Here is a 21777-nt window from a genome sequence, read left to right on the forward strand (position 1 = left end):
CACAGTATTGTGTGTGTATGCTAGGGTTTTTTATAATTAAAATAACTGTTCCGTCAGGTATTGGTAAATTTCCTTGTTTTTCTTCTGCCAGTTGGCGCAGATGGAAGCTGCCAGCTCCTGGGTAGGGACGGAAATACGGATGTTCACCAGATCCACGTCCTTGTCCTTTGCCACCAGCTGGGCTTCAAATTCTCCGTTTACCAGCTTGTAAAAATTCCCCTGGATAGAGGATTCGTTGCGCAGCTCCAGCTTATGATTTTTAAAATAATCGATAATGTCGCTTTTGATGGCATCGCTGATCCGGTTCTCAAAATAGTGTAGGGTATCGCGCCCTTCGTCGGTGATCTGCAGCTGTGTCCTGTTCAGTATTGTCCGGGATTCAGCCAGACCGGTTTCCATCAGTTCGGAAATGGCTGTCTGCAGGGTCAGAAAATTGGTGTATTCCTTATCCAGGACGAATTCACTGATCTGCGCTGTGGTCAGGGGAAATGTGACCCTGTCCAGCATGTACAATACAATTAATTTGTAAAGAGTCAAAGGTTCCTGATTCATAGCATTGTCCTTGTCTGATTGAGGAGAGCTTCATGCGCTGATGAAGCGTATTCAATACGTTACGTTTGTTACGGCTCCAGTCCGGAGCTATCAAAAGGCTTTTCGGGCCGTCGCCGGTTACCCGGTGGATGACGATATCGGGCGAAAGGGCGGCAATGCATGTTATTAAAAGGGTAAGGTAGGAATCCAGGGTGAGCACCTGCACCTTACCTGCGCGGTACTCACCGGCCAGGTCGGTATTGTCAAGTATATGCAGAAGCTGCAGCTTGATTCCGAAAATCCCGCACCCATTAAGGAAACGGATGGTTTCCAGGACCATTTCCGTTGTTTCTTCGGGAAGACCCAGGATTACGTGCACGATAACCGGAATTCCGGCGGCGTGCAGTCGGTCACAGGCATGGGTAAAACAGGAAAGCGCATAGCCTCTGCGGATATACCGTGCGGTTTGTTCATGGATGGTCTGCAGTCCCAGTTCGATCCAGATGAACTTGTCCGGATAATCACTTTTCAGGCCTTCCAGCAGCGCCATGACTTCATTTCCAAGGCAATCCGGCCTTGTTGCGATAGAGATGCCGGCAATATCCGGTTCGGAAAGCGCCTGCCTGTAAACGGAATCCAGATAGGATACAGGTCCGTAGGTATTAGTATAGGCCTGAAAATAAGCGATATAGCGGCTGCCTGTCTTTTTGGCCCGAAGAAGCTGTTTGCCGGCTGTCAGCTGTTCAGGGATGGAAAGGGCGCTTCCAGGAGTAAAATCACCGCTGCCGCCTGCGCTGCAGAAAATACAGCCCCGGGTATCCAGCGTCCCGTCCCGGTTGGGGCAGGTTAAACCTGCATCCAGCGCTATTTTATATAATTTTTCACCATAGGTGTTCTTACACCAGGCGTCCAGGGAATAATAGGACTTGCCATGATAATCCATAGTCCTATTTCCGGATGTGTGATTTTACAGCTTCGGCTACCACTTCCGCAACCTTCGGATTAAAGGCTTCAGGCATGATATTGTCTTCGTTCAGTTCCCCGTCAGGCACAAGGGATGCGATGGCGAGCGCGGCGGCCAGCTTCATTTCTTCCGTAATCTGTGTGGCCTGGCCTTCCAGCGCGCCCTTGAAAATTCCGGGGAAGGCCACCACATTGTTAACCTGGTTGGGGAAGTCGCTCCGGCCTGTGCCTACGACTTTTGCGCCCGCAGCTTTTGCAATATCAGGCATGATTTCGGGAACCGGATTGGCCATGGCAAAAAGGATGGCATCCTTGTTCATGGAAGAAACCATTTCCGCGGTTACGATTCCGGGAGCAGAAACACCTATAAAGATGTCAGCGCCTTTCATGGCGTCGGCCAGCGTGCCGTTTTCTCCCTGAAGATTGGTGACCTCCATCATTTTTTCCTGCATCCAGTTCAAATCCTTCGTATCCCTGGAAAGGATGCCGGATTTATCGCACATGATAATATTGGGGAAGCCATAGGTCAGAAGCAGCCTGGTGATGGCAATTCCTGCACTGCCTGCGCCGTTTACCACGATGCGGCAGTCTTCCTTTTTCTTTCCGGTAACCTTCAGGGCGTTGATGATTCCTGCGAGAACCACGATAGCTGTTCCATGCTGATCGTCATGGAAAACAGGAATATCCAGGGTGGCTTTCAGCCGTTCTTCAATCTCAAAGCAGCGGGGAGCGCTGATATCTTCCAGGTTGATTCCTCCGAAGCCGGGAGCCATCCAGGTTACCGCCTTAATGATTTCCTCCGTGTCCTGTGTGTCAAGGCAGATGGGAACGGCATTGACGCCGCCGAATTCTTTAAAAAGGACGGCCTTCCCTTCCATGACGGGCATAGCGGCATAGGGGCCGATGTTCCCAAGGCCCAGTACCGCGGAGCCGTCGGAAACCACGGCAATGGTGTTGGCCTTGATGGTATAGGTATAAGCGGCTTCCTTATCATTGGCTATCACCTTGCATGGCTCCGCCACGCCGGGGGTGTAGGCGAGTGACAGCGCCTCTCTTGATTTAACGGGTGTTTTGGAAACGGTTTCTATTTTACCATTCCATTCTTTATGTAATTCCAGTGCTTTTTCGTTGGTTGTCATGATTTTTCCTCCCATTTGTTTTCCAGCAGGGTAACGCTACAGAAGTATCATATAATATTTGGTTTCGATTCGCAATAGCGAACCTGGAAGATTGTGTTTTCCGTCAGGATGGAGTAAGATAAAAGACAGAAAGAGACAGGAGGTATAGAATGGGAAAACAGGGGAAAAAGAAACGGATCTGGCTGCGTGTACTGCTGGGGATTCTGGCTGCGTTGTTTCTGGTGATTATCGGTTATGTCCTGTACGTGATGATAAGCTATCACAGGCTTCCGGATGACCTGACGCTGGATGTGAGGACGCCGGAGAATGCGGATACAACCGGTGCGGTTTCCGTTGGTACAGATTATGAAATTATTACCTACAATATCGGCTTTGGCGCTTACACGCCGGACTACAGTTTTTTTATGGACGGAGGGAAATCCTCAGTTGCAGCCAGTAAGGAAAGCGTGCTTGCCACAGTTTCGGGCGCCGGTGGGCTGGCGGCGGGCTATGATCCGGACTTCATGATTTTTGAAGAGGTGGATCTTAAAGCCACAAGGAGTTACCATGTGGATGAATATGAGCTGCTGGATAAGTATTTCGGCGGATATTACTCGGATTTTGCCATCAATTATGATTCAGCGTTTCTGATGGTCCCGCCCTGGGAGCCTCATGGAAAAAGCCTGGCGGGAATCGCTTTTTATTCAAAATATCCAATTGCATCGGCTGTAAGGAAGAGTTTCCCCATATCCACCTCCTTCAGCAAGTTCCTTGATCTGGACAGATGCTATTCCATCAGCAGGATCCCTGCAGACAATGGAAAAGAACTGGTTATTTTTTCCCTGCATATGTCTGCTTACGGCAACAGCGATGCTATCCGGGAGGCACAGGTGAATAAGCTGTGCGGGGACATGCAGGCGGAATATGAGAAGGGGAATTATGTGATATGCGGCGGGGATTTCAATCACGATTTGAAGGCATCCGAGGATACTGAGGAGGATCGTGCGTCCTGGGCGTATCCGTTCCCCAGATCCGATTTGCCGGAGGGCTTTTCCTTCAGCATGGATTTTCTGGGAGAAGCGGGAAAGGCGGCTCTTCCGGACAGCGCCCGGAATGCGGATATGCCTTATGAGGAAGGTGTGACTTATACGGTGACGCTGGATGGATTTATTATATCGGATAATATTGAACTGAAGGAATATGAAAATATCCATACAGGTTATCTATATGCGGATCATGATCCGGTGAGAATGGTATTTTCACTGAAGTAGACGGCGGTGAAACGAGACGGCACGTTTAGCATGTGCCGCCCTGGGATGAAAATGGATGAATGCGGCGGCTGCTGCCGGATGGGAAGGGAGAAAAGCGATAAATTACGGCTCTTTTTATAAGGAAAGAACCGGTGCGGTAAATATATTTCAATATTTTGCAGATACTATGGTTTGAAAGAAACAGAGGCCGCAAGCGGCAATCAATCAACCTCTATTATGGAGACAGAAATGAAAAAAAAGACAGGAAGTTCCTCACTGGCCTTTCTGACCGGCATGATTCCCCATCATGAATCCGCCATAGAAATGTCGGAGGAGTATCTGAAGTATGCTCCTGAGGATGCTCATTTCAGGAAACTGGCAGAGGATATTATAACGGCCCAGACTTCGGAAAACGAGCAGATGAAGAATATGATGGAAGATATAAAAAGCGGTTATCAGACCGATGGGACGAAAGAGGAAGCCTATCTTAAGGAATATGATGAAATGATGGAAGGACATCATTCAGGTCATGGATCCTCTGATACACAGGATTTGGATACGGCTTTTGCAGAAGGCATGGTTATGCACCATTAAATGGCCGTGGATATGGCTGAGACCATCATAAAATATTCGGACAATGATTCGGTAACGGATTATGCAAATAGTGTAATTGAGCTGCAGGAGCAGGAAATTTCCCAGATGCAGGACTTCCTGGATGGGAAAAACGGCAGCGGAAACACGCACTGGCATTGACGGAGAATAATATTAAACGTTATCTTATATACGTTTTAAACTTATTCAAAATTGATAAAATATCAAGTAAAATACGCGTCCTGGAAGCTTTTTGAAAAAAAAGCTTCCTATTTTTTTGAATGTGGTGTATAATGTGGACACATAAAGTTTACTTTTTAGAGTATCGTATCCCAATACATATCTTGTTGACGTCACATGTCCGGCTGCCGGATGGCGCCATTGAACAGACGTGGAGAGCTGGCTTTTCATACCTACGATAAGCGGCAGGTCAGCCAGGTGTCATTAATTTATTTCCCGATAAAAGAAAGAAATGAATAACAGACAGAAGAATCAGCAGGAAGTCATCCTGTTTATTAGCGGGTTGTATTGAACCAGATTCATTGTATTTAATTTTGAAACATTTTGTACTATAAGCACGGAGGAAATTCATGAGCATGAGAGAAAAGTATCAGTCCCTGGCATTGGCAGATCTTAAGGAAATTGCCAAGTCAAGAGGAATCAAGGGCACTTCCGGAATGAAGAAAGCGGACATTATTGAGGCAATGGTGGCCCTTGATGAGGAAGCGGAAGGAAGGCCCGGCACGCCGGTCAGGACGGAAGAAAAGGGAGACGCTGCAGACAAGGCTGCGGCTGCGCCGAAAAAGAGCCGGAGTGTGTCTGAAAAGCCTTTGGAAAAGACTGCCCCGGAGAAAAGGACGGCAGAGAAGCCTTCTGAAGTGAAATCGTCAGCGGAAAAAGAAGAAGAGGCAGCGCCTGCGGAAACGGAAGGACAGGCAAGGGTGCAGAATGTACAGCAGGCGGCACCTCAAGTGCAGAACGCAACCCAGGCACAGAGCGCGGCACAGCCCCAGGCGGTAACGCAGCCGCAGAGCGCCTCACAATCACAGCAGGCGAATCAGTCCCAGACTGCTTCCCAGAACAGACCGGCGGAGCGCGGGACGGACAGGAAACCGATGCGCCGGAATACGCAGAACGAGAATGGCAGCCGCAGGAACTACGGAAACCAGGAGCAGCGGAGTACAAGAACCATTATTATGAATAATAACGACAATCGTCAGAATACCCCGGGATCACAGCAGGGTGAACGCACCTATAACGGAGAACGCAGCGTTCCCCAGAACAGAAGCTATAATACGGAACGCGCGGAAAGCAGCCAGCAGGATAATCCGATGCCGGTTCAGAATGTAAATGATGACGACAAGTTCCCATCCGAGCTGGACAGCGGAGTTGCAGCGCATGGTATTCTGGAAGTAATGCCGGACGGCTACGGATTTATCCGCTGCGCCAATTATCTTCCCGGAGAAAACGATGTTTATGTGGCGCCCAGCCAGATTCGCAGATTTAATCTGAAGACGGGCGATATCGTAGAAGGCAATACAAGAATCAAAACCCAGAATGAAAAATTCAGCGCGCTTCTTTATGTGAAATCCATCAATGGATATTCTCCGGATGTGGCGGCGAGAAGATGTAATTTTGAAGATATGACGCCTATTTTCCCGGAGGAAAGAGTCCGCCTGGAGCTGTCACGCTCTTCAACGGCCATGAGGATCATGGATCTGATGAGTCCTGTGGGAAAAGGGCAGAGAGGTATGATCGTATCTCCGCCTAAAGCTGGTAAGACAACGCTGCTCAAGCAGGTTGCGCAGTCCGTAAAAGTAAATAATCCGGACATGCACCTGATCATCCTTCTGATTGATGAACGGCCTGAGGAAGTTACGGATTTCAGGGAAGCAATTGAAGGACCGAATGTGGAGGTTATTTATTCCACCTTTGATGAGCTGCCTGAGCATCATAAAAGAGTCTCCGAAATGGTAATCGAACGGGCGAAACGTCTGGTAGAGCATAAGAAAGATGTCATGATCCTTCTGGACAGCATCACCCGTCTGACCAGAGCCTATAACCTTGTAATCCCGCCCAGTGGAAGAACTCTTTCCGGCGGTCTTGATCCGGCAGCCCTGCATATGCCGAAACGGTTCTTCGGCGCGGCCAGGAACATGCGCGGGGGCGGAAGCCTGACCATACTGGCTACGGCGCTTGTGGATACCGGAAGTAAAATGGACGACGTTATTTATGAGGAATTCAAGGGAACCGGCAATATGGAAATCGTGCTGGACAGAAAGCTTTCCGAAAGAAGAGTATTTCCTGCCATCGATATTCCCAAATCAGGCACCAGAAGAGAAGATCTGCTGCTTACCCCGGAAGAACTGGAAGCCATCGGTATTCTGCGTAAAGCGCTTAACAGCCTGAAGCCGGAAGAAGCTGTGGATAAGATTCTTGATATGTTCGCACGTACAAGAAATAATACCGATTTTGTAAATCTTGTGAAAAAAATGAAGTTTATCTGATATCCGGAATTACTGTCGGGCAGAAATATTGCTGTTTTTTTGCTGCTTTTTGCTTATTTTTACTTGCATTGACAGAAAAGCTATGCTACAATTAAAAAGCTGTTTACAGGTTAATCTGTATCCGGCGGCCGAAAGGCAAGTGGATGAGAACGAAATAACAATAAGGGAACACAATAAATAGAAGAGGTGAAATCATGAAAGAAGGAATCCATCCTGGATATTACCAGGCAACAGTAACCTGCAACTGCGGAAACACATTCGTAACAGGTTCTACCAAACCGGAACTTCACGTGGAAGTATGCTCCAAGTGCCATTCATTCTACACAGGCCAGCAGAAGGCTGCTCAGGCTCGTGGACGTATTGACAAGTTCAACAGAAAGTACGGCGTGGAAAACAAATAAGAGCTGCGAAAAAAGGTTGAGGTTATTTAATCTCAACCTTCTTTTTCATATATATACCGCGTAACTGTTCAGTATCCCTCACAGTTACTGTCCCGCACCAAATCCAACACAACCCGTAAGGGAGGAATTAATATGAGTAAAAAGAACTGCGGACACTATTCCGGCATCGGCGGCCAGGCCGTTCTGGAAGGCGTCATGATGAAAAATAAAGATGAATACGCCGTAGCAGTCAGAAAGCCGGACGGAAACATCGAAGTCAAGAAAGAAAAATATGCCGGAGCCCTGGCCGGCAGCAAGCTTACAAAGCTGCCGTTTGTCAGAGGGGTTTTTAATTTTATAGATTCCCTTGTGCTGGGAATGCAGACTCTGACCTATTCCGCCAGCTTTTACGAAGATGATGAAGCGGAAGAGACCAAAACGGACAAGCTGCTGAACAAAGTAACCAAAGGAAATGCGGAAAAGGTATTCATGGGATTTACGGTAGCCTTCTCCATTGTTCTGGCGGTGGCGATTTTTATCGCACTTCCCTATGGAATCAGCCTGTTGTTTCATTCCTATGTCAGGAATGCTTCTCTTCTCGCCATTCTGGAAGGCGTGGTGCGTCTTGCCATTTTCCTGGCATATGTGGCCATTATCGCTTCCATGAAGGATATCAGAAGGGTTTACCAGTACCATGGTGCGGAGCACAAATGCATTAACTGCCTGGAAAAGGGGCGTCCTCTTACCGTCAAGGATGCAATGAGAAGCTCCAGGCTCCATAAAAGGTGCGGAACAAGTTTTCTTTTGTTTGTCATGCTGATAAGCATTATCCTTTTCATGTTCATCCGGGTGGAGAACCCTGCGCTCAGGCTTGTGGTCAGGATTCTTCTGATTCCTGTAATTGCCGGGATTTCCTATGAAGTAATCCGCCTTGCGGGAAGAAATGACAATGTAATCATCAATCTGATTTCAAAACCCGGAATGTGGCTTCAGAAACTGACCACCAGAGAACCGGATGAAAGTATGATTGAAGTGGCGATTGCCTCTGTAAATGCGGTTTTTGACTGGAAGGCATATCTGAAGGAGGAATTCGGGTATGAAGTGGATGAGTCATGGCTGATGGAGGATGATCAGCCGGAGGATTTCGATGAGGATGAGGACGGGGCGGGTGACGCTTCTGATGGGAAAGAAACCAAAACCGGGGAGCCGGCGCTGCAATGAACTACAGAGAATGCTATGAATGGGGCCGGCAGAGCCTGAAGGCGGCCGGAATTGAAGAAGCTGATCTGGATGCCAGACTGCTCCTGGAAACAATATGCCATACGGACAGGAATACGCTGCTGGTTCACGGGGACAGACAGGTGTCCCATGAAGAGGAGAGCGCTTATAACGACTGGATATCCAGTCGCGCCCGGCACATCCCTCTCCAGTACATTACCGGCGAACAGGAATTTATGGGGCTTACCTTTCTGGTAAACGAGCATGTGCTCATTCCCAGACAGGACACGGAAATCCTGGTAGAAGAAGTATTACGGCAGCTGACGGACGGCAGCAGGATACTTGACATGTGTACCGGATCAGGCTGTATTTTACTGAGCCTGCTCCATTATTCCAATGACTGCCAGGGGACCGGGGCCGATATTTCCAAGGAAGCGCTTGCGGTTGCCCGGGAAAATGCGGACCAGCTGGGAATACAGGCCCGGTTTGTGGAAGGGAATCTTTTTGAAAATATTGATGGAAAATATGATTTTATCGTATCCAATCCGCCTTACATTCCAACTGCCGTCATTGATGGACTGATGGAAGAGGTCAGGCTGCATGAACCGTTGACGGCACTGGACGGAAAAGAAGACGGACTTATTTTTTACAGAAGGATACTTGAGGACGGTACTGAGCATCTGATGCGGGGCGGCGGTCTTTATTTTGAAATCGGCTTTGATCAGGGAGCTGCCGTAAAAAAAATGATGGAAGAGGCCGGGTTTCATGAGGTACAGGTGACAAAGGATTTTGCCGGACTGGACCGGGTGGTATCCGGATTTTGGTATGGGACGGACACCCTGCCACAGTAAATGTATAAGAAAAGCCGCCCGATATGCGGCTGTTTATCAGGAAGGAATGGTATAAAAATGTTTGACAGGCTGGAAGACCTGCTTCAGCGATATGAGGAAATCATGAACGAACTGAATGAGCCTACCGTAACGGCCAACCAGGACCGGTTCAGGGCTTTGATGAAGGAACAAAGTGATTTGACTCCTATTGTGGAAAGCTACAGAGAATATAAGAAAGCAAAACAGGATGCGGAGGACAGCCTCTTTATGCTGGAATCCGAATCCGATGAAGAAATGCGCGAACTGCTCAAAGAAGAACACAGCGAAGCAAAAAAACGCATACAGGAGCTGGAACAGGAACTGAAGATCCTTCTGCTCCCCAAAGACCCCAATGATGATAAAAACGTTATTGTAGAAATCCGCGCCGGCGCCGGCGGAGATGAGGCAGCGCTTTTTGCCGCCGAAATGTACCGCCTTTACGTAAAATACGCGGAACGGAACCGTTGGAAGGTGGAAACCGTAGGCGTTGACGAAATCGGAATCGGCGGCATGAAGGAAGTCAGCTTCATGATCAACGGAAAAGGAGCCTACTCCAAACTCAAATACGAAAGCGGCGTACACCGCGTACAACGCGTCCCGGAAACCGAATCCGGCGGCCGCATCCACACCTCCACCATAACCGTGGCTGTAATGCCCGAAGTAGAAGATGTGGACGTTGTCATTGACGATAAAGACATACGAATCGACGTAATGCGCGCCTCCGGAAACGGCGGCCAGTGCGTCAACACCACAGACTCCGCCGTACGACTGACCCACTACCCCACAGGAATCGTTGTATACAGCCAGACAGAGAAATCACAGCTTCAGAACAAAGCAAAAGCATTCGCACTGCTCCGTGCCAAGCTGTATGACATTGAACAGCAGAAAGCACACGATGCAGAAGCGGAACTGAGAAGGAGCCAGATTGGTACGGGGGACAGATCAGAAAAAATAAGGACCTATAACTTCCCCCAGGGAAGGGTTACGGACCATAGAATAAAGCTGACGCTTTATAAGATTGATGATATTATGAATGGGGATATTGATGAATTGTTGGATAGTTTGATCGCAGCCGACCAGGCGGCGAAGCTCCTGAAGATGAACACCCAATAACCCTCACATCCCCGATACCCAGCCAGACGCCGTAAAAAGCCATAAGGCCCCGCTGCCTGCTTGCAGAGCAACGGGGCCTTATGGCTTTTTACAAAGCTTCGCGCAGCGAAGCGCGAGAAAGCCCGCAGGGATTACTCGCAGGCGTCAGGCGTCCTCCTTCCATCACCCTTCCCCTTCGCCATCTGTCCGCCCATACAGGGGTGAGAGTGCGCAGCATTCTCACCCCTGCCCAACATTACAAACCAACTATTTACAAACTATAGATTTTACAAACTATAGATTTTACAAACTATAGATTTGACAGAATTGCCATGAAATCGTAGAATAAAACAAATGGAAAAGAGTTAACCCATATCAGACAAACAAGACGGCCCCAGGACTGATTGAATTGGAGAAAAAATGAAATTTTACATAGCTTCAAGCCTTAAAAATTATAAACAAGTGCGTGACCTTTCATGCTTGCTGAAAAGTGCCGGTTGGGAACATACCTATGACTGGACATTACATTGCCCGGCGAAAGAAACAGACGCGGAAACGCTAAGGACCATTGGTGAAAAGGAATATGAAGCGATAAAGCAGTCTGATGTTGTCATAATATTAACTCCGGAGGGGAGAGGAACTCATACGGAATTCGGTATAGCGATTGCACTAAATAAAAAAGTTTATTTATGCCACCATGATGATACATATTTTAAATGCGATGATAATACATCAACGTTTTATTGGCTTACACAAGTAGTCCAGCTTATCGGAAATACAGAAGATATTGCGAGTAAACTGCTAAAATCATACTAAACAATAATCTCATACATAATAACACCATAAAACCATCTTCAATAAGACACCACTGAAAGGCTCCCGATTATGCAACAGTACATCCTGCAAACACCCAGACTCATCCTCAGGCCGCTCACAGCCGCAGATGCGGAAGAAGTTTTTATCTGGTGCTCGGACCCGCTGGTAAACCGTTTCATGCCTTACGCCCTTTACACGAAAACAGAAGACGTACGCAGATGGCTGGAAACCGTGGAAAAAAACGAAAAACAATACGAATTTGGCTTTGTGTGCAAAGAAAATAGCCGGTTAATCGGCAGCGGCGGCATAGGCCCGGCGGAAGACAATACACAGTGGGAAATTGGCTACAACCTCCGTTCTGACTGCTGGAACCAAGGCTATGCCACGGAGGCGGCAAAAGCTATGATTGACTTTGCATACCAAGAATTTGATATACATGACTTCAGCGCAAATCATGCGGTGGCAAACCCGGCGTCAGGAAGAGTCATGGAAAAATGCGGTATGTATTTTGACCATTATGGAAAATACAGCTGTTTTGACGGGAGTGAAACCTTCCCGGCAAAATTTTATAAACTCCATCTTGATTGACTTTTTGATCGATTCAGCCGGCCCGGGACTATCCCGAAAAGCCATCGTATCTGCGTTTTCAATCCACATGCAGTTATGGAGCTTTCTGGGATATTCCCGGTTTTTTCATTCCCTCATTTCAAAGAGTTTGAATAGTTATGAAACATTAAAGATATCTACTGCAGAAATTAAGAATTCTATACTAAAATATAAAATAAAGCTCAACTCCACACAGTTACAAAAAACAAATAACAATTTTCCATATATTTCATCCGACTAAAAAGGAGTTTGCTATGGATAAAAAATTAGCTGTTGTTGTGTAAATTAAATGGGTTATAAACACTGCGAATATTGCCGGGAATTACCCAACAAATTGAACTTGATGGAATTACCTTCCGATTGAAAACTTGGTGTGATTTTAGCTGGCTGAGGTCTTATGGAACAGCCTTCAGGGTGATTGACGCAACAGGATCGGGATGCCTTTGTATAGTTATGCAGAAAGGGAGTCAGAGATATTTCCTGAAAATAGCAGGTGCGGATACTATTTATGCAGAAGTTCCACCAGATGAATCCATAAGAGTTTTAAAGAATGCGGCAGACTTATACCAGGAGCTTGCACATCCAAATCTTATACACCTCATAGAATATTTTCCACATGAGAATTTATATGTGGCAGTATTTGATTGGGTGGAAGGGGAATGCCTCTTTGATTTCTGGAATTTTGAGAAATATACACAGAATAAGCAGCTGATAAGGCCCAGCGACAGGTTCCATACACTTTCAGCCAGAAAGAAGCTGCAGTGCGCTGAGGTTCTGTTCTCCTATCTTGAAAAAACTGCCGAAAAAGGTTATGTTGCCGTTGATTTCTATGACGGCAGTATTATGTATGACTTTAATACTGATCAAACAATGATATGCGATATCGATTTTTTTAGAAAAATGCCGGCCTATAACAATATGGGAGAAAAACTTTTTGGAACAAAAAGGCTCAAGTCACCGGAGGAATATATTTTAGGAGCAAAGCTTGATGAAAAAACCAATGTATTTACGCTGGGAGCTTTGCTATTTGATTTCTTTGGTGAATTCAGCAGCTCAGACATTGCGGAGCGATACATGAAAAATGCTTTTTCCCCTTGTGACCGTGAAAAATGGGAATTGAATACTGCATGCTATGAAGCGGCAGGAAAAGCAGTCAGCGCCGAGAGAAACAGCAGATATAGAACTATCCGGGAATTTCATTTGGTATGGGAAAAGGCTGTGAATTCTGATACAGATATTTAAGCATTGGAATCCGGCCAGGATAAATTTCTATGAAGAAAAACCATTTATTCTTTATCCTGATGCTCATTTTACAGATGCTGTTACAGTGATGTTATTATTTCTGCAAAGTTCTGAAAGAGAAACGCTTTTTTGGCATAGAAGTTTACTATAGACGAGATTTTCACTGATAAACATCGTCAGATGCTTATTTTTTTATAGAAAACGGGGACAATAACAGCAGAAAAAAGTCAGGAGGTCTCCATGAAAAAAGCAAAGGACGATAAACGTATTTCAACCATACCGGACGGCGTTTATGAGGCAGGCGTGGTGGGGCATGGCCCAAGCCATGATAAAAACAGCCATGAAAATACGCCTTCAACAGATGCCCAGGGAAACGGGTATCCCATGTATGAAGCAAAAAACAGGACAGGCAGATAACTGGCCTGTTCTCTACATAAATTCTATTTCACCCCTTAATATAAGAAAAACTTCATAGTATTGCCAGGAAATATTTGATATACTGAATAAATAGCGGATACTGTTCTGTTACGCACTTTTTTCTGAGTATTCTGAAATCTTTGTGCAACAGACATCAATGCGGCATCATACCGCGGAGAATTTTTTTACGGACAGCTGCAGTAAGGACAGAAAAAGGATGAACTGCGATATATGGCAAGATAATGGAGGAAGCATGAAATTTAAAGGAAAAGTAGCCGCCTGGTTCTGGCTGATTATCATTGCGGTAAATGCGGTATGTATATACGAACTGCTTTTTGCCCCTGATAATGTACCCATATTATTATTTTCGCTGGCTCTGTGCGATATTATTTTTATACCAATCGTTGTGCGCAACTATGTGGTAATCGAGGAAGAAAACCTGAAGCTGTTTTTCGGTTTTGGAAAGGATTCCATGCGGATTGCTGACATTGTGGAAATCAAAGGTTCCTATTGCCCGATTTCTTCCAGTGCCGCTTCTTTGGATCGTCTTTTTATCAAGGGGAAAAGACAGGAAATGGTGATAGCGGTGAGGGATAAAGCGGCGTTGGTAGCTGAATTGAAAATGAGGAATCCCGCGATACGGGTGTGCAGTGTACCGGGAGTACAGTAATGAACGGCCTTTTCTATTCTGAGGCTGAAAATTGAGAGCAGGGGATACATATATGATGGAAATACAGGTTGGAGCATTGATTTTTGCGGGAATGGGGTTGCTGTTCCTGTTGATTGGGATTTTTTTGATGAAAGTGTTTGGCAGGAAGCGGAAGACCGCCTCGATGGTTACCACGGCGCGGGTAGTGGATGTGGAATGCAGAAGAGACAGTGGTGGCAGCACATATTATTATCCGGTATTTGAATACTATGCCGGAGGCAGAATGCAGCGGGTAGTATCGACTTTTGGAAGCAGCCCCTGCCGGTATCAGACAGGAGAAGAAACGGAACTATATTATGATCCGGAAAAACCGGAAAAATTCTGGTGCGAACGCGATACAAAAATGATGAAGCTGCTTTGCGGTATTTTCATGGGAATCGGCGGGATTTTTCTTGTATTGGGCATCGTTTTTATGGTAACCGGAGCATTCTGACTGTAATGGCAGAGAAATTTGGTGGAAGCAGGGGAAAAAGGAAAAGCAGGGGGATAAAGAGATGGATGTGCGTATTAAAGTATTAAAGACAGAATTTTATGAGGATATTGCAGATGAATATCTGAGCGAAGGAAGGGCGGTTGGTCCGTGTCCGATTCTGAAGGAAGGGGATACATTTCTTTATAAATCCGGAGAGGAGGCAGTCATGCCGGAAGGCTTCTGCCCTTGGGCATGGGTGGACTTATACGCAGCTATTTCCCGCAGGGCAATCGATCGTGCGCCCAGGGAAGCCGGGAAGGAATACTGGTATAAGCATGAAAATAAGACAATAGAATGCTGCACTGATGGTGTGCGTCCGGTGATTTTTTTGCTGGAGGCGGTTCCGGAGGAGGAATGATGTGTATGGCAGACTGGCCGGGGAGGAAAAATGGCATCACGGCTTTTGCATTATCTAATAGCATCAGAACTTGCTGAAAGGCAGGAAATAAAGGATAAGAACCGTTTTTGTATCGGCGCTTTGCTGCCTGACCTGTCGGGGCATGAGGATGGAAGTTACAATACGGCGCATTTTTGGGTGGAGCTGGAGAAAGAAAATAAAAAAGGGATTAACTGGCTTTTATTTAGAGACAGGTATGAGGAACAGATGGAAAAAGACAGCTTATACCTTGGTTATTACTGTCATCTGATTATGGACAGTATATGGTTTTGTTCCATTGCCGACAAGTATATCAGAAATTATCCGCCGGAAATAAAAAAGGCCCGTTATAAGGCAGGATATCGGGATTATCAGAGGCTGAATTATCTGTTGGGGGAAAAATACAATGTGCGTTATAACATATACAACATAGCGGCTGAAGAAATTAATGAAATAAAGGGAGAGCTTCTTGAAAATTTTCTTTGTGCCCTGAAAGATGATATTCAATATGCATCGGAAGCCAAGGTGGAGGAGCTTGAAATTTATAAATTGGAGCTAATGGAAGAATATATTAATAAATCGGTAGCACTGTGTGAGAGTGAAATGGCGGCGTTTTTTCGGGGAGAGGAAAGAGAGCGGCCGGAAAATTATTATGTAAATATCATATAATTTAATATTCCAAAACAGTATAAATTTAATGTGGAAAAGGTGAGGAGGAAAAATGCGTTCAGAAAAAGAAATGCTTGATTTGATTATAAAAACTGCAGAAGAGGATCCGCGTGTCAGGGCGGCATATTTGGAAGGATCCCGCGTTAACCCTAACGTTCCCAAGGATATTTTTCAGGATTACGATGTGGTATATGTTGTAAACGAGACGAAATCCTTCCGTGAGGACAGGCAATGGATTGACAGATTCGGGGAACGGTTGTTTATGCAATATCCGGAAGATAGCATATATTTCAGTTCTGATGTGGAAAACTGTTATGGCTGGCTGATGCAGTTTACGGATGGAAACAGGCTGGATCTGCATGTCAGTACCATGAAGGCGGTACAGAGCAGCCTTAAAATCTATCGGATACTGGTAGATAAGGATGGTATCCTGCCGGAAGCAAAGCCGGCCTCGGATGAGATTTACTGGGTGAAAAAGCCGACGGAAGAGCAGTTTTATTTTACCTGTAATGAGTTCTGGTGGTGTCTGGATAACGTGGCGAAGGGACTTTGGAGGGAGGAACTTCCCTATGTAATGGATATGATTCATCTGTATATCCGGCCGATGCTTACCAGAATTCTGGAATGGAAAATCGGCAGGGATAACAATTTTTCCGTCAGCGTGGGAAAGTCGGCAAAATATATGAAACGGTATTTGCCGGAGGAAACCTATAAAAGGTATCTGTTAACTTATTCCCAGGCAGAAACAGAGGCTGTTTGGGATGCAGTTTTTATTATGTGCGATCTATTCAGGCAGACAGAGGAAGAACTGGCTGAGAAAATGAACTTCCATTTTGATGCGGCGGAGGCGGATAATTGCAGGGCATATCTGGAGCATGTGAGAAAACTGCCTGCAGATGCGAGGGTAATATATGAATAAAAGCGTAACAGTTCAAGAAGATGCGTCGTTTTGAATAAATAGAAAAAACGATAGTTTTCTGATGATTTTTGGATGGAAGGGCTATAAAATGAATTACAGAATGAAGGAATCGATTAGCAAAGAAGAAAAGACCTTTATCTTTGAACATCTTCTTGCTTACAATCTTAATCATATAGAGGATAAAAATCCAAAGGAACTGGGAATCTTTGCGGACGAAGAAAATGGCAGGCGGATAGGCGGGCTGCTTGGCTCCACACATGGGAACTGGCTGAAGGTTGATTTCCTATGGGTGGATGAGGAAGCCCGCGGGAAGGGAATTGGAAGCGTTCTGTTGGAGAAGGCTGAAGATGAGGCCAGGAACAGAGGGTGCAGATATGTTTTTCTGGATACCTTCAGTTTCCAGGCTCCTGGTTTCTATACGAAAAAAGGATATGAGCAGGTTTTTGTGCTGGAGGAGTATCCCCGTACAGGAAAAAGATTTTATTACACAAAGGAACTGGTGCAGGAAAAGGCAGAAGGGCAGAGGGATAACCGTCAAAGGCTGAGAGAGTTTTTCCAGGCTGAGAATGAAAGAAACTGGAAGGTATACGAACAGTTCATCGCAGAGGACATCGTGTGGGAGCTTCATTCGGACATGGGAAATACAGAAAGTATCCGTGGTGCAAAAGCTTATCTGCAGCGGATCAGGGAAGCCTATCGTAATTCCTCAGTTACTTTTTCCTGTGAAAAAATGGCTGTCAGCGCTGATGGAAATAGAATTGCCTGTATGCTTGTCAATGTTGCCGGGGAAAAATCCAATGATGTTTTTGAATTCAGTGATGGGAAGATTATAAAGGAAATTGAATTTATTTTAGGCTAAACTGTACGATATGGGTTGGAACTTTCCGTGGATATGTCTGCCGTTGAAAAAGAATCCGGAGATTACTATGAAAAAGCCCTCAGGGACGGCAGTCATGCGGCCTATCTGGTTTTTGACGCTGAGCTGTTTGTCGGGGCCGGAGGTATCAGTTTTTATCGGGTGATGCCCACCTTTCACAATCCATCGGGCAACAAAGCATACATTATGAATATGTATACGCACCCGGATTACAGACGCCGCGGGATAGCCTCAGCGGTTCTTGAGTTGCTTGTGAAAGAAGCGCTGACAAGAAGAGTAGAGCATATTTCACTGGAAGCCACCTCAATGGGAAGGCCCCTATATACAAAATATGGATTTGTTCCGATGAAGGATGAGATGATCCTTCCTGAGGAATTTGTGAATGGCGGAAAACTATAAATAACAGGAAACTATGAATAGCAGAAATCTATGAATGACAGGAAAATATGAATGAGAAAAACAGCGGGAGGAAGTATTTTGAGTGACAGGCCCGATTTACAGAAAGATTTGGACAGTAAAATATTTCGCAGCTATTATTATTTAAAGGAAGAACTGACTGCATTCTGCAGGGCGGAGGGGCTTCCTGTTTCGGGAGGGAAAAAAGAGCTGACAGAGCGTATTGCCCGCTATTTGCTTTAAACAGCCTGGCTCTGATTCCGGCGCAGAAGAAAAAAGGAAGAGGAGAATATGATTAGAAAGTTCAGAAATGAAGACTTGGAACAGATTATGCAGTTGTGGCTGCAGTCCAACATACAGGCACATAGCTTTATAGAGAAAACATATTGGAAATCACATTACAATGAGGTCAGGAAGATGCTGCCCGAGGCTGAGATTTATGTTTTTGACAGCGGGGAAGGCATCCTTGGCTTTCTGGGGCTGCAGGAAGATTATATCGCAGGAATTTTCGTGGAGGAAAACAGCCGGGGACGTGGTATTGGAAAACATCTGCTTCATTGCGCCAAGCAGAATCGCGACAGCCTTTCTCTGCATGTTTTCACGAAAAATGAACGTGCCGTGCGGTTTTATGAGAAGGAGGGATTTAAAATAACAGGGGAACAGAGTGATGAAGAGACCGGTGAACGGGAATATGTAATGGAGTGGGAAAAGGTAAGTACTTTGTAACTGTTCAGCAGTTCAGCACATTTACTGTGCTGAACGTAAGAAAGTGATTCAAGAGTGCAAAATCCATCGTCAAAGGTGATTTAGGATGGATTTTAGCAGTAACTGTGAGGGTACTGGACAATTACGGAAATACTTCATGAAGACGAACCGGAAAGAGGAGAAGAAAATGACACCGAATGAATATCAGAGGCTTGCAATGACCACATTAAATTCCTCTCTTGAGAAGAAGGATATCCTCATTAACGGCGTTATGGGACTGTGCGGTGAAGCCGGGGAAGCAATTGATATTGTAAAAAAGCATTTGTCGCAGGGGCACGAGCTGGACAGGGAGCACTTAATAAAGGAGTTGGGTGATATCGCCTGGTATCTGGCGGAAACCGCTACTGCGCTGGATGTGAGCCTTGAGGAGGTCCTGCAGGGAAATATCAGGAAGCTGAAGAAAAGATATCCCGAAGGTTTTTCTGTACAGGATTCAAAGGAAAGGGACAGGGACGATTTGTAACCGGAAGCGCAGATTTTTACCAGGAGATAAAAGATGAAAAATTATCAGAGAGAGTACCCGTTGTTTTCCCTCTGCGGATTAAACTGTGCGTTGTGCCCCATGCACCTCAATCAGTATTGCCCTGGCTGCGGCGGCGGGGAGGGGAACCAGTCCTGCGCCATATTCCGCTGCGCCAGGGAACACGGCTGCCCGGAATATTGTTTCCAGTGCAGTGAATATCCCTGTGAAAAATATGACAGTGTGATGGAGTATGACTCCTTTCTGCCTCACAGAAACATGCGGAAGGATATGGAGCGGGCCAAAAGCGGAGGAATTGAAGCCTATCAGACGGAACTGGAAGAAAAGGAGTTAATTTTGCAGGAACTGCTGGACAACTATAACGATGGGCGCAGGAAAACCTTTTACATGCTGGCAGTGTACCTGCTGGAGCTGCAGGATCTCAGGGATGCGATGGAACAGATTTTGCGTGAAACGTCAGGGAGAGGAACACAGGAAAAGGCGATAGGAACGCAAGGTAAGGCAAAAGGAACACAGGAAAAGGCGATAGGAACGCAAGGTAAGGCAAAAGGAACGCAGGAAAAGGTGAAAGGAACAATACAGGGAACGGTGCAGGAGATGACGCTGAAGGAAAAAGCCGCGGCTGCGGCCGGATGTTTTCAGGCGATTGCACAGGAAAAGGGAATTGTCCTGAAGCTGAATAAGAAGCCTGCGAAGAAAAAAACGGAGTAATGGAAGGATTAAATAAACGATAAGATATAGCTGAAAAATGAATGGAAGAAGGAGAAAATTATGGGAATGACATTTCAGGAGGCAATTCAGCTTTACAGGGATATTTACCACAGATTTGAAAAGGTAGAGGGAAAGCCGTGGGGAGTAAACGGCGCGATGATAGAATTGACCAAACAGATGGGCGATTTGTCAAAATGTATTATGCTTCAGGAAAACTATTATGCTTATCAGGGAGAAAAGCCGGAGAATCTGGAAGAGAGCATCGGGAATGAGCTTGCAGATATTCTGGGGCAGCTTATCCGGATTGCCGACTGCTATGGCATTGATTTGGAAGAAGCGTACAAGGCAGCCAGGGCAGATGAGGATATGGATCTGAAGAGAAGGGGCGTCTGAAAGTAAGAAACATTGGCGGCAGAGGAAAAAGGGGAGGAACGTATATGTATGGTTGGTTAAATGTGGGAAGCCTGCTTTTGGGCCTGGCCGCACTTATAATACCGGTAATTATTATTGTCCGATACAAAAAGAGGGGAAACAGAAACCAGCCGGTTTTATATACCGAGAGTATGTGCGCCTGTGCTTTGTCTCTGTTTTTTCAGATATGCTACAATGACCATCTGGTAAAAATTAAAGACTGGCCGGCACTTTCCGATACCTCGGAGGCGGTAGTGTCAGGGGCGCTGAACCTTCTTCTGGGAACCATTTTATTTAATGTATTTGCGTTTGTGATTTGTTACGGGAAAAAGACTGATAGAAAATAAGCGGGAGGGTAATATATGGAGGAACATTTCAAGGTTTATTCCGCTGTATTTCCAATAATTATAAAAAGATATGAAGGACAGATGCAGGTACTGCTTTCTATGAGAAAAAATACAGGCTATATGGATGGTAGGTGGGACTTTGCTGGCAGCGGCCATGTGGATAAAAATGAGTCTGCAAAACAGGCTGTGGCAAGAGAATGCCTGGAAGAATTAGGTATAATTGTAAAGCAAGATAATATTCATTTTGCACACCTATCACATCGTGTTGGACTGAATGGAGAACGTACTTATTTTGATATTTATTTCACAGTGGATAGTTTTATTGGCGAACCATTTATAGCAGAACCTGAAAAATGTTCAGAATTGCAGTGGTTTGCAATTGACAGGCTTCCGGACGAAATAATAGAAATAAGAAAACAGGCTTTACAGTTATACCTTGAGGCTGTACCTTATGATGAAGTTATAACCGGAAATACGGAGGAACATTCATGCTGCCGGAAAGACTGAAAAGAAGAGTCATTTATGAAAGTGACTGGATAGATTTATATGCGGATACTGTTCGTATGCCCGACGGAAGTATAATAGAACCTTACCATGTCCTGCATTATCCCCATAATTCGGTCAGTGTTGTTATCTATAATAATAAAGATGAGATTCTCATGCTCCGCTCTAAAAGATATACTGCAGGAGGTCTGGAATGGGAAATTCCGGCGGGCAGAGTTGAGAAAAATGAATCCCCTGAGGACGCAGCGCGAAGGGAATGCATGGAAGAGACGGGCTGTGAGCTTGAAGATTTATCGTATTTGGGATATCAGAACCCTCAGAATGGTATGACGGATTTCCGGGTTCATATGTATGCAGCCCATGTCAGTACGGAGAACGGTAATTTTGACAAGAATGAAGTCGATAGCAAACTATGGGTAAAAAGGGATGAGGTAATGGATTGGCTGAAAAATAATGTTATCCGTTGTGGAGTGTCAATGCTTACTTTACTATACGCTGACCGTTTTTATGAAAAATAGAGTTAGGCTAGGGGAACGTACG

Annotated in this window: 29 protein-coding genes and 1 pseudogene; 27 read left to right on the forward strand and 3 right to left on the reverse strand. The window is 45.7% G+C overall.

What is annotated here, in order from left to right; translation table 11 throughout:
- Nucleotides 1-36 precede the first annotated feature (36 nt).
- From FYJ45_RS03810 to FYJ45_RS03820, 3 genes are read right to left on the reverse strand one after another with little or no spacing between them, the layout of a single operon-like run.
- Nucleotides 37-552, reverse strand: a complete 516-nt coding sequence (locus tag FYJ45_RS03810) for a DUF4364 family protein (RefSeq protein ID WP_021635457.1) — start codon at nucleotides 550-552, stop codon at nucleotides 37-39.
- A complete protein-coding gene (locus FYJ45_RS03815) occupies nucleotides 461-1474 on the reverse strand; it encodes a TIGR01212 family radical SAM protein (RefSeq protein WP_154463553.1) in 1014 nt (337 codons plus the stop codon). The genes FYJ45_RS03810 and FYJ45_RS03815 overlap by 92 nt, the downstream gene beginning before the upstream one ends.
- A 4-nt stretch (nucleotides 1475-1478) precedes the next feature.
- Nucleotides 1479-2633, reverse strand: coding sequence for an NAD(P)-dependent malic enzyme (locus FYJ45_RS03820; protein WP_154463554.1), 1155 nt, complete (start codon nucleotides 2631-2633; stop codon nucleotides 1479-1481).
- 149 nt (nucleotides 2634-2782) lie between these two features.
- On the opposite strand from FYJ45_RS03820, the gene FYJ45_RS03825 reads away from it, so the two are divergent.
- The 27 genes and pseudogenes from FYJ45_RS03825 to FYJ45_RS03955 all read left to right on the forward strand — a co-directional run bounded on the left by FYJ45_RS03825 (nucleotide 2783) and on the right by FYJ45_RS03955 (nucleotide 21755).
- Entirely contained in the window at nucleotides 2783-3883 is a 1101-nt protein-coding gene (locus FYJ45_RS03825; RefSeq protein WP_154463555.1) for an endonuclease/exonuclease/phosphatase family protein, read from the forward strand.
- A gap of 228 nt (nucleotides 3884-4111) precedes the next feature.
- Nucleotides 4112-4456: a DUF305 domain-containing protein gene (locus tag FYJ45_RS03830; protein WP_195841640.1), complete on the forward strand. Its 345-nt coding sequence runs from the start codon at nucleotides 4112-4114 to the stop codon at nucleotides 4454-4456.
- 12 nt (nucleotides 4457-4468) lie between these two features.
- Nucleotides 4469-4615, forward strand: a complete 147-nt coding sequence (locus tag FYJ45_RS03835) for a DUF305 domain-containing protein (RefSeq protein WP_195841641.1) — start codon at nucleotides 4469-4471, stop codon at nucleotides 4613-4615.
- 434 nt (nucleotides 4616-5049) lie between these two features.
- Nucleotides 5050-6960, forward strand: coding sequence for a transcription termination factor Rho (rho, locus tag FYJ45_RS03840; protein WP_154463605.1), 1911 nt, complete (start codon nucleotides 5050-5052; stop codon nucleotides 6958-6960).
- Nucleotides 6961-7154: 194 nt separating this feature from the next.
- The gene (gene rpmE / locus FYJ45_RS03845; protein WP_025490513.1) at nucleotides 7155-7361 is read left to right on the forward strand and encodes a 50S ribosomal protein L31; all 207 of its coding nucleotides are present in this window, start codon (nucleotides 7155-7157) and stop codon (nucleotides 7359-7361) included.
- Between the two features lie 132 nt (nucleotides 7362-7493).
- Nucleotides 7494-8561: a DUF1385 domain-containing protein gene (locus FYJ45_RS03850; RefSeq protein WP_025490514.1), complete on the forward strand. Its 1068-nt coding sequence runs from the start codon at nucleotides 7494-7496 to the stop codon at nucleotides 8559-8561.
- Nucleotides 8558-9409 (forward strand): peptide chain release factor N(5)-glutamine methyltransferase, encoded by an 852-nt coding sequence (gene prmC / locus FYJ45_RS03855; RefSeq protein ID WP_154463558.1) that lies wholly within the window; start codon nucleotides 8558-8560, stop codon nucleotides 9407-9409. The genes FYJ45_RS03850 and prmC overlap by 4 nt, the downstream gene beginning before the upstream one ends.
- A gap of 57 nt (nucleotides 9410-9466) precedes the next feature.
- A complete protein-coding gene (gene prfA, locus FYJ45_RS03860; RefSeq protein ID WP_154463559.1) occupies nucleotides 9467-10540 on the forward strand; it encodes a peptide chain release factor 1 in 1074 nt (357 codons plus the stop codon).
- Between the two features lie 399 nt (nucleotides 10541-10939).
- Nucleotides 10940-11335, forward strand: coding sequence for a nucleoside 2-deoxyribosyltransferase (locus FYJ45_RS03865; protein ID WP_021635470.1), 396 nt, complete (start codon nucleotides 10940-10942; stop codon nucleotides 11333-11335).
- Nucleotides 11336-11404: 69 nt separating this feature from the next.
- Complete coding sequence (locus tag FYJ45_RS03870) at nucleotides 11405-11923, forward strand: GNAT family N-acetyltransferase (protein WP_154463560.1); 519 nt, start codon at nucleotides 11405-11407, stop codon at nucleotides 11921-11923.
- A 432-nt stretch (nucleotides 11924-12355) separates the two neighbouring features.
- Nucleotides 12356-13183 (forward strand): protein kinase family protein, encoded by an 828-nt coding sequence (locus tag FYJ45_RS03875; RefSeq protein ID WP_321170202.1) that lies wholly within the window; start codon nucleotides 12356-12358, stop codon nucleotides 13181-13183.
- A gap of 240 nt (nucleotides 13184-13423) precedes the next feature.
- Entirely contained in the window at nucleotides 13424-13600 is a 177-nt protein-coding gene (locus tag FYJ45_RS29415) for a hypothetical protein (protein ID WP_195841642.1), read from the forward strand.
- Between the two features lie 253 nt (nucleotides 13601-13853).
- On the forward strand, nucleotides 13854-14270 hold the full coding sequence (locus FYJ45_RS03880) for a PH domain-containing protein (protein WP_195841643.1): 417 nt from the start codon (nucleotides 13854-13856) through the stop codon (nucleotides 14268-14270).
- Between the two features lie 52 nt (nucleotides 14271-14322).
- Nucleotides 14323-14742: a DUF3592 domain-containing protein gene (locus FYJ45_RS03885; protein WP_154463563.1), complete on the forward strand. Its 420-nt coding sequence runs from the start codon at nucleotides 14323-14325 to the stop codon at nucleotides 14740-14742.
- Nucleotides 14743-14803: 61 nt separating this feature from the next.
- Nucleotides 14804-15139, forward strand: a complete 336-nt coding sequence (locus FYJ45_RS03890) for a TIGR04076 family protein (protein ID WP_117545385.1) — start codon at nucleotides 14804-14806, stop codon at nucleotides 15137-15139.
- A 30-nt stretch (nucleotides 15140-15169) separates the two neighbouring features.
- A complete protein-coding gene (locus tag FYJ45_RS03895; RefSeq protein WP_154463564.1) occupies nucleotides 15170-15826 on the forward strand; it encodes a zinc dependent phospholipase C family protein in 657 nt (218 codons plus the stop codon).
- A 52-nt stretch (nucleotides 15827-15878) separates the two neighbouring features.
- On the forward strand, nucleotides 15879-16745 hold the full coding sequence (locus FYJ45_RS03900) for an aminoglycoside 6-adenylyltransferase (RefSeq protein ID WP_154463565.1): 867 nt from the start codon (nucleotides 15879-15881) through the stop codon (nucleotides 16743-16745).
- Between the two features lie 88 nt (nucleotides 16746-16833).
- Nucleotides 16834-17604 carry a GNAT family N-acetyltransferase gene (locus tag FYJ45_RS32080; protein ID WP_207708386.1) on the forward strand — a complete coding sequence of 257 codons (771 nt, stop codon included), beginning with the start codon at nucleotides 16834-16836 and terminating at the stop codon, nucleotides 17602-17604.
- Between the two features lie 15 nt (nucleotides 17605-17619).
- Nucleotides 17620-18021 (forward strand): annotated as a pseudogene (locus FYJ45_RS03910) (GNAT family N-acetyltransferase); the annotation flags it as partial.
- Between the two features lie 51 nt (nucleotides 18022-18072).
- Nucleotides 18073-18261, forward strand: coding sequence for an SAP domain-containing protein (locus tag FYJ45_RS03915; RefSeq protein ID WP_154463567.1), 189 nt, complete (start codon nucleotides 18073-18075; stop codon nucleotides 18259-18261).
- Nucleotides 18262-18309: 48 nt separating this feature from the next.
- The gene (locus FYJ45_RS03920) at nucleotides 18310-18744 is read left to right on the forward strand and encodes an N-acetyltransferase (protein WP_154463568.1); all 435 of its coding nucleotides are present in this window, start codon (nucleotides 18310-18312) and stop codon (nucleotides 18742-18744) included.
- Between the two features lie 136 nt (nucleotides 18745-18880).
- Nucleotides 18881-19246, forward strand: a complete 366-nt coding sequence (locus tag FYJ45_RS03925) for a nucleoside triphosphate pyrophosphohydrolase family protein (RefSeq protein WP_330588518.1) — start codon at nucleotides 18881-18883, stop codon at nucleotides 19244-19246.
- 33 nt (nucleotides 19247-19279) lie between these two features.
- Entirely contained in the window at nucleotides 19280-19975 is a 696-nt protein-coding gene (locus tag FYJ45_RS30295; protein ID WP_235930542.1) for a DUF3795 domain-containing protein, read from the forward strand.
- Nucleotides 19976-20035: 60 nt separating this feature from the next.
- A complete protein-coding gene (locus FYJ45_RS03940; RefSeq protein ID WP_154463569.1) occupies nucleotides 20036-20368 on the forward strand; it encodes a MazG-like family protein in 333 nt (110 codons plus the stop codon).
- A gap of 44 nt (nucleotides 20369-20412) precedes the next feature.
- Nucleotides 20413-20733, forward strand: coding sequence for a hypothetical protein (locus FYJ45_RS03945; RefSeq protein WP_154463570.1), 321 nt, complete (start codon nucleotides 20413-20415; stop codon nucleotides 20731-20733).
- Nucleotides 20734-20748: 15 nt separating this feature from the next.
- Nucleotides 20749-21240, forward strand: a complete 492-nt coding sequence (locus FYJ45_RS03950) for an NUDIX hydrolase (RefSeq protein WP_154463571.1) — start codon at nucleotides 20749-20751, stop codon at nucleotides 21238-21240.
- On the forward strand, nucleotides 21222-21755 hold the full coding sequence (locus FYJ45_RS03955; protein ID WP_154463572.1) for an NUDIX hydrolase: 534 nt from the start codon (nucleotides 21222-21224) through the stop codon (nucleotides 21753-21755). Before FYJ45_RS03950 ends, FYJ45_RS03955 begins: the two co-directional genes overlap by 19 nt.
- The last annotated feature ends 22 nt before the right edge of the window (nucleotides 21756-21777 follow it).

Origin of the sequence: Eisenbergiella porci (genome assembly GCF_009696275.1) — a bacterium.
Lineage (GTDB): Bacteria > Bacillota > Clostridia > Lachnospirales > Lachnospiraceae > Eisenbergiella > Eisenbergiella porci.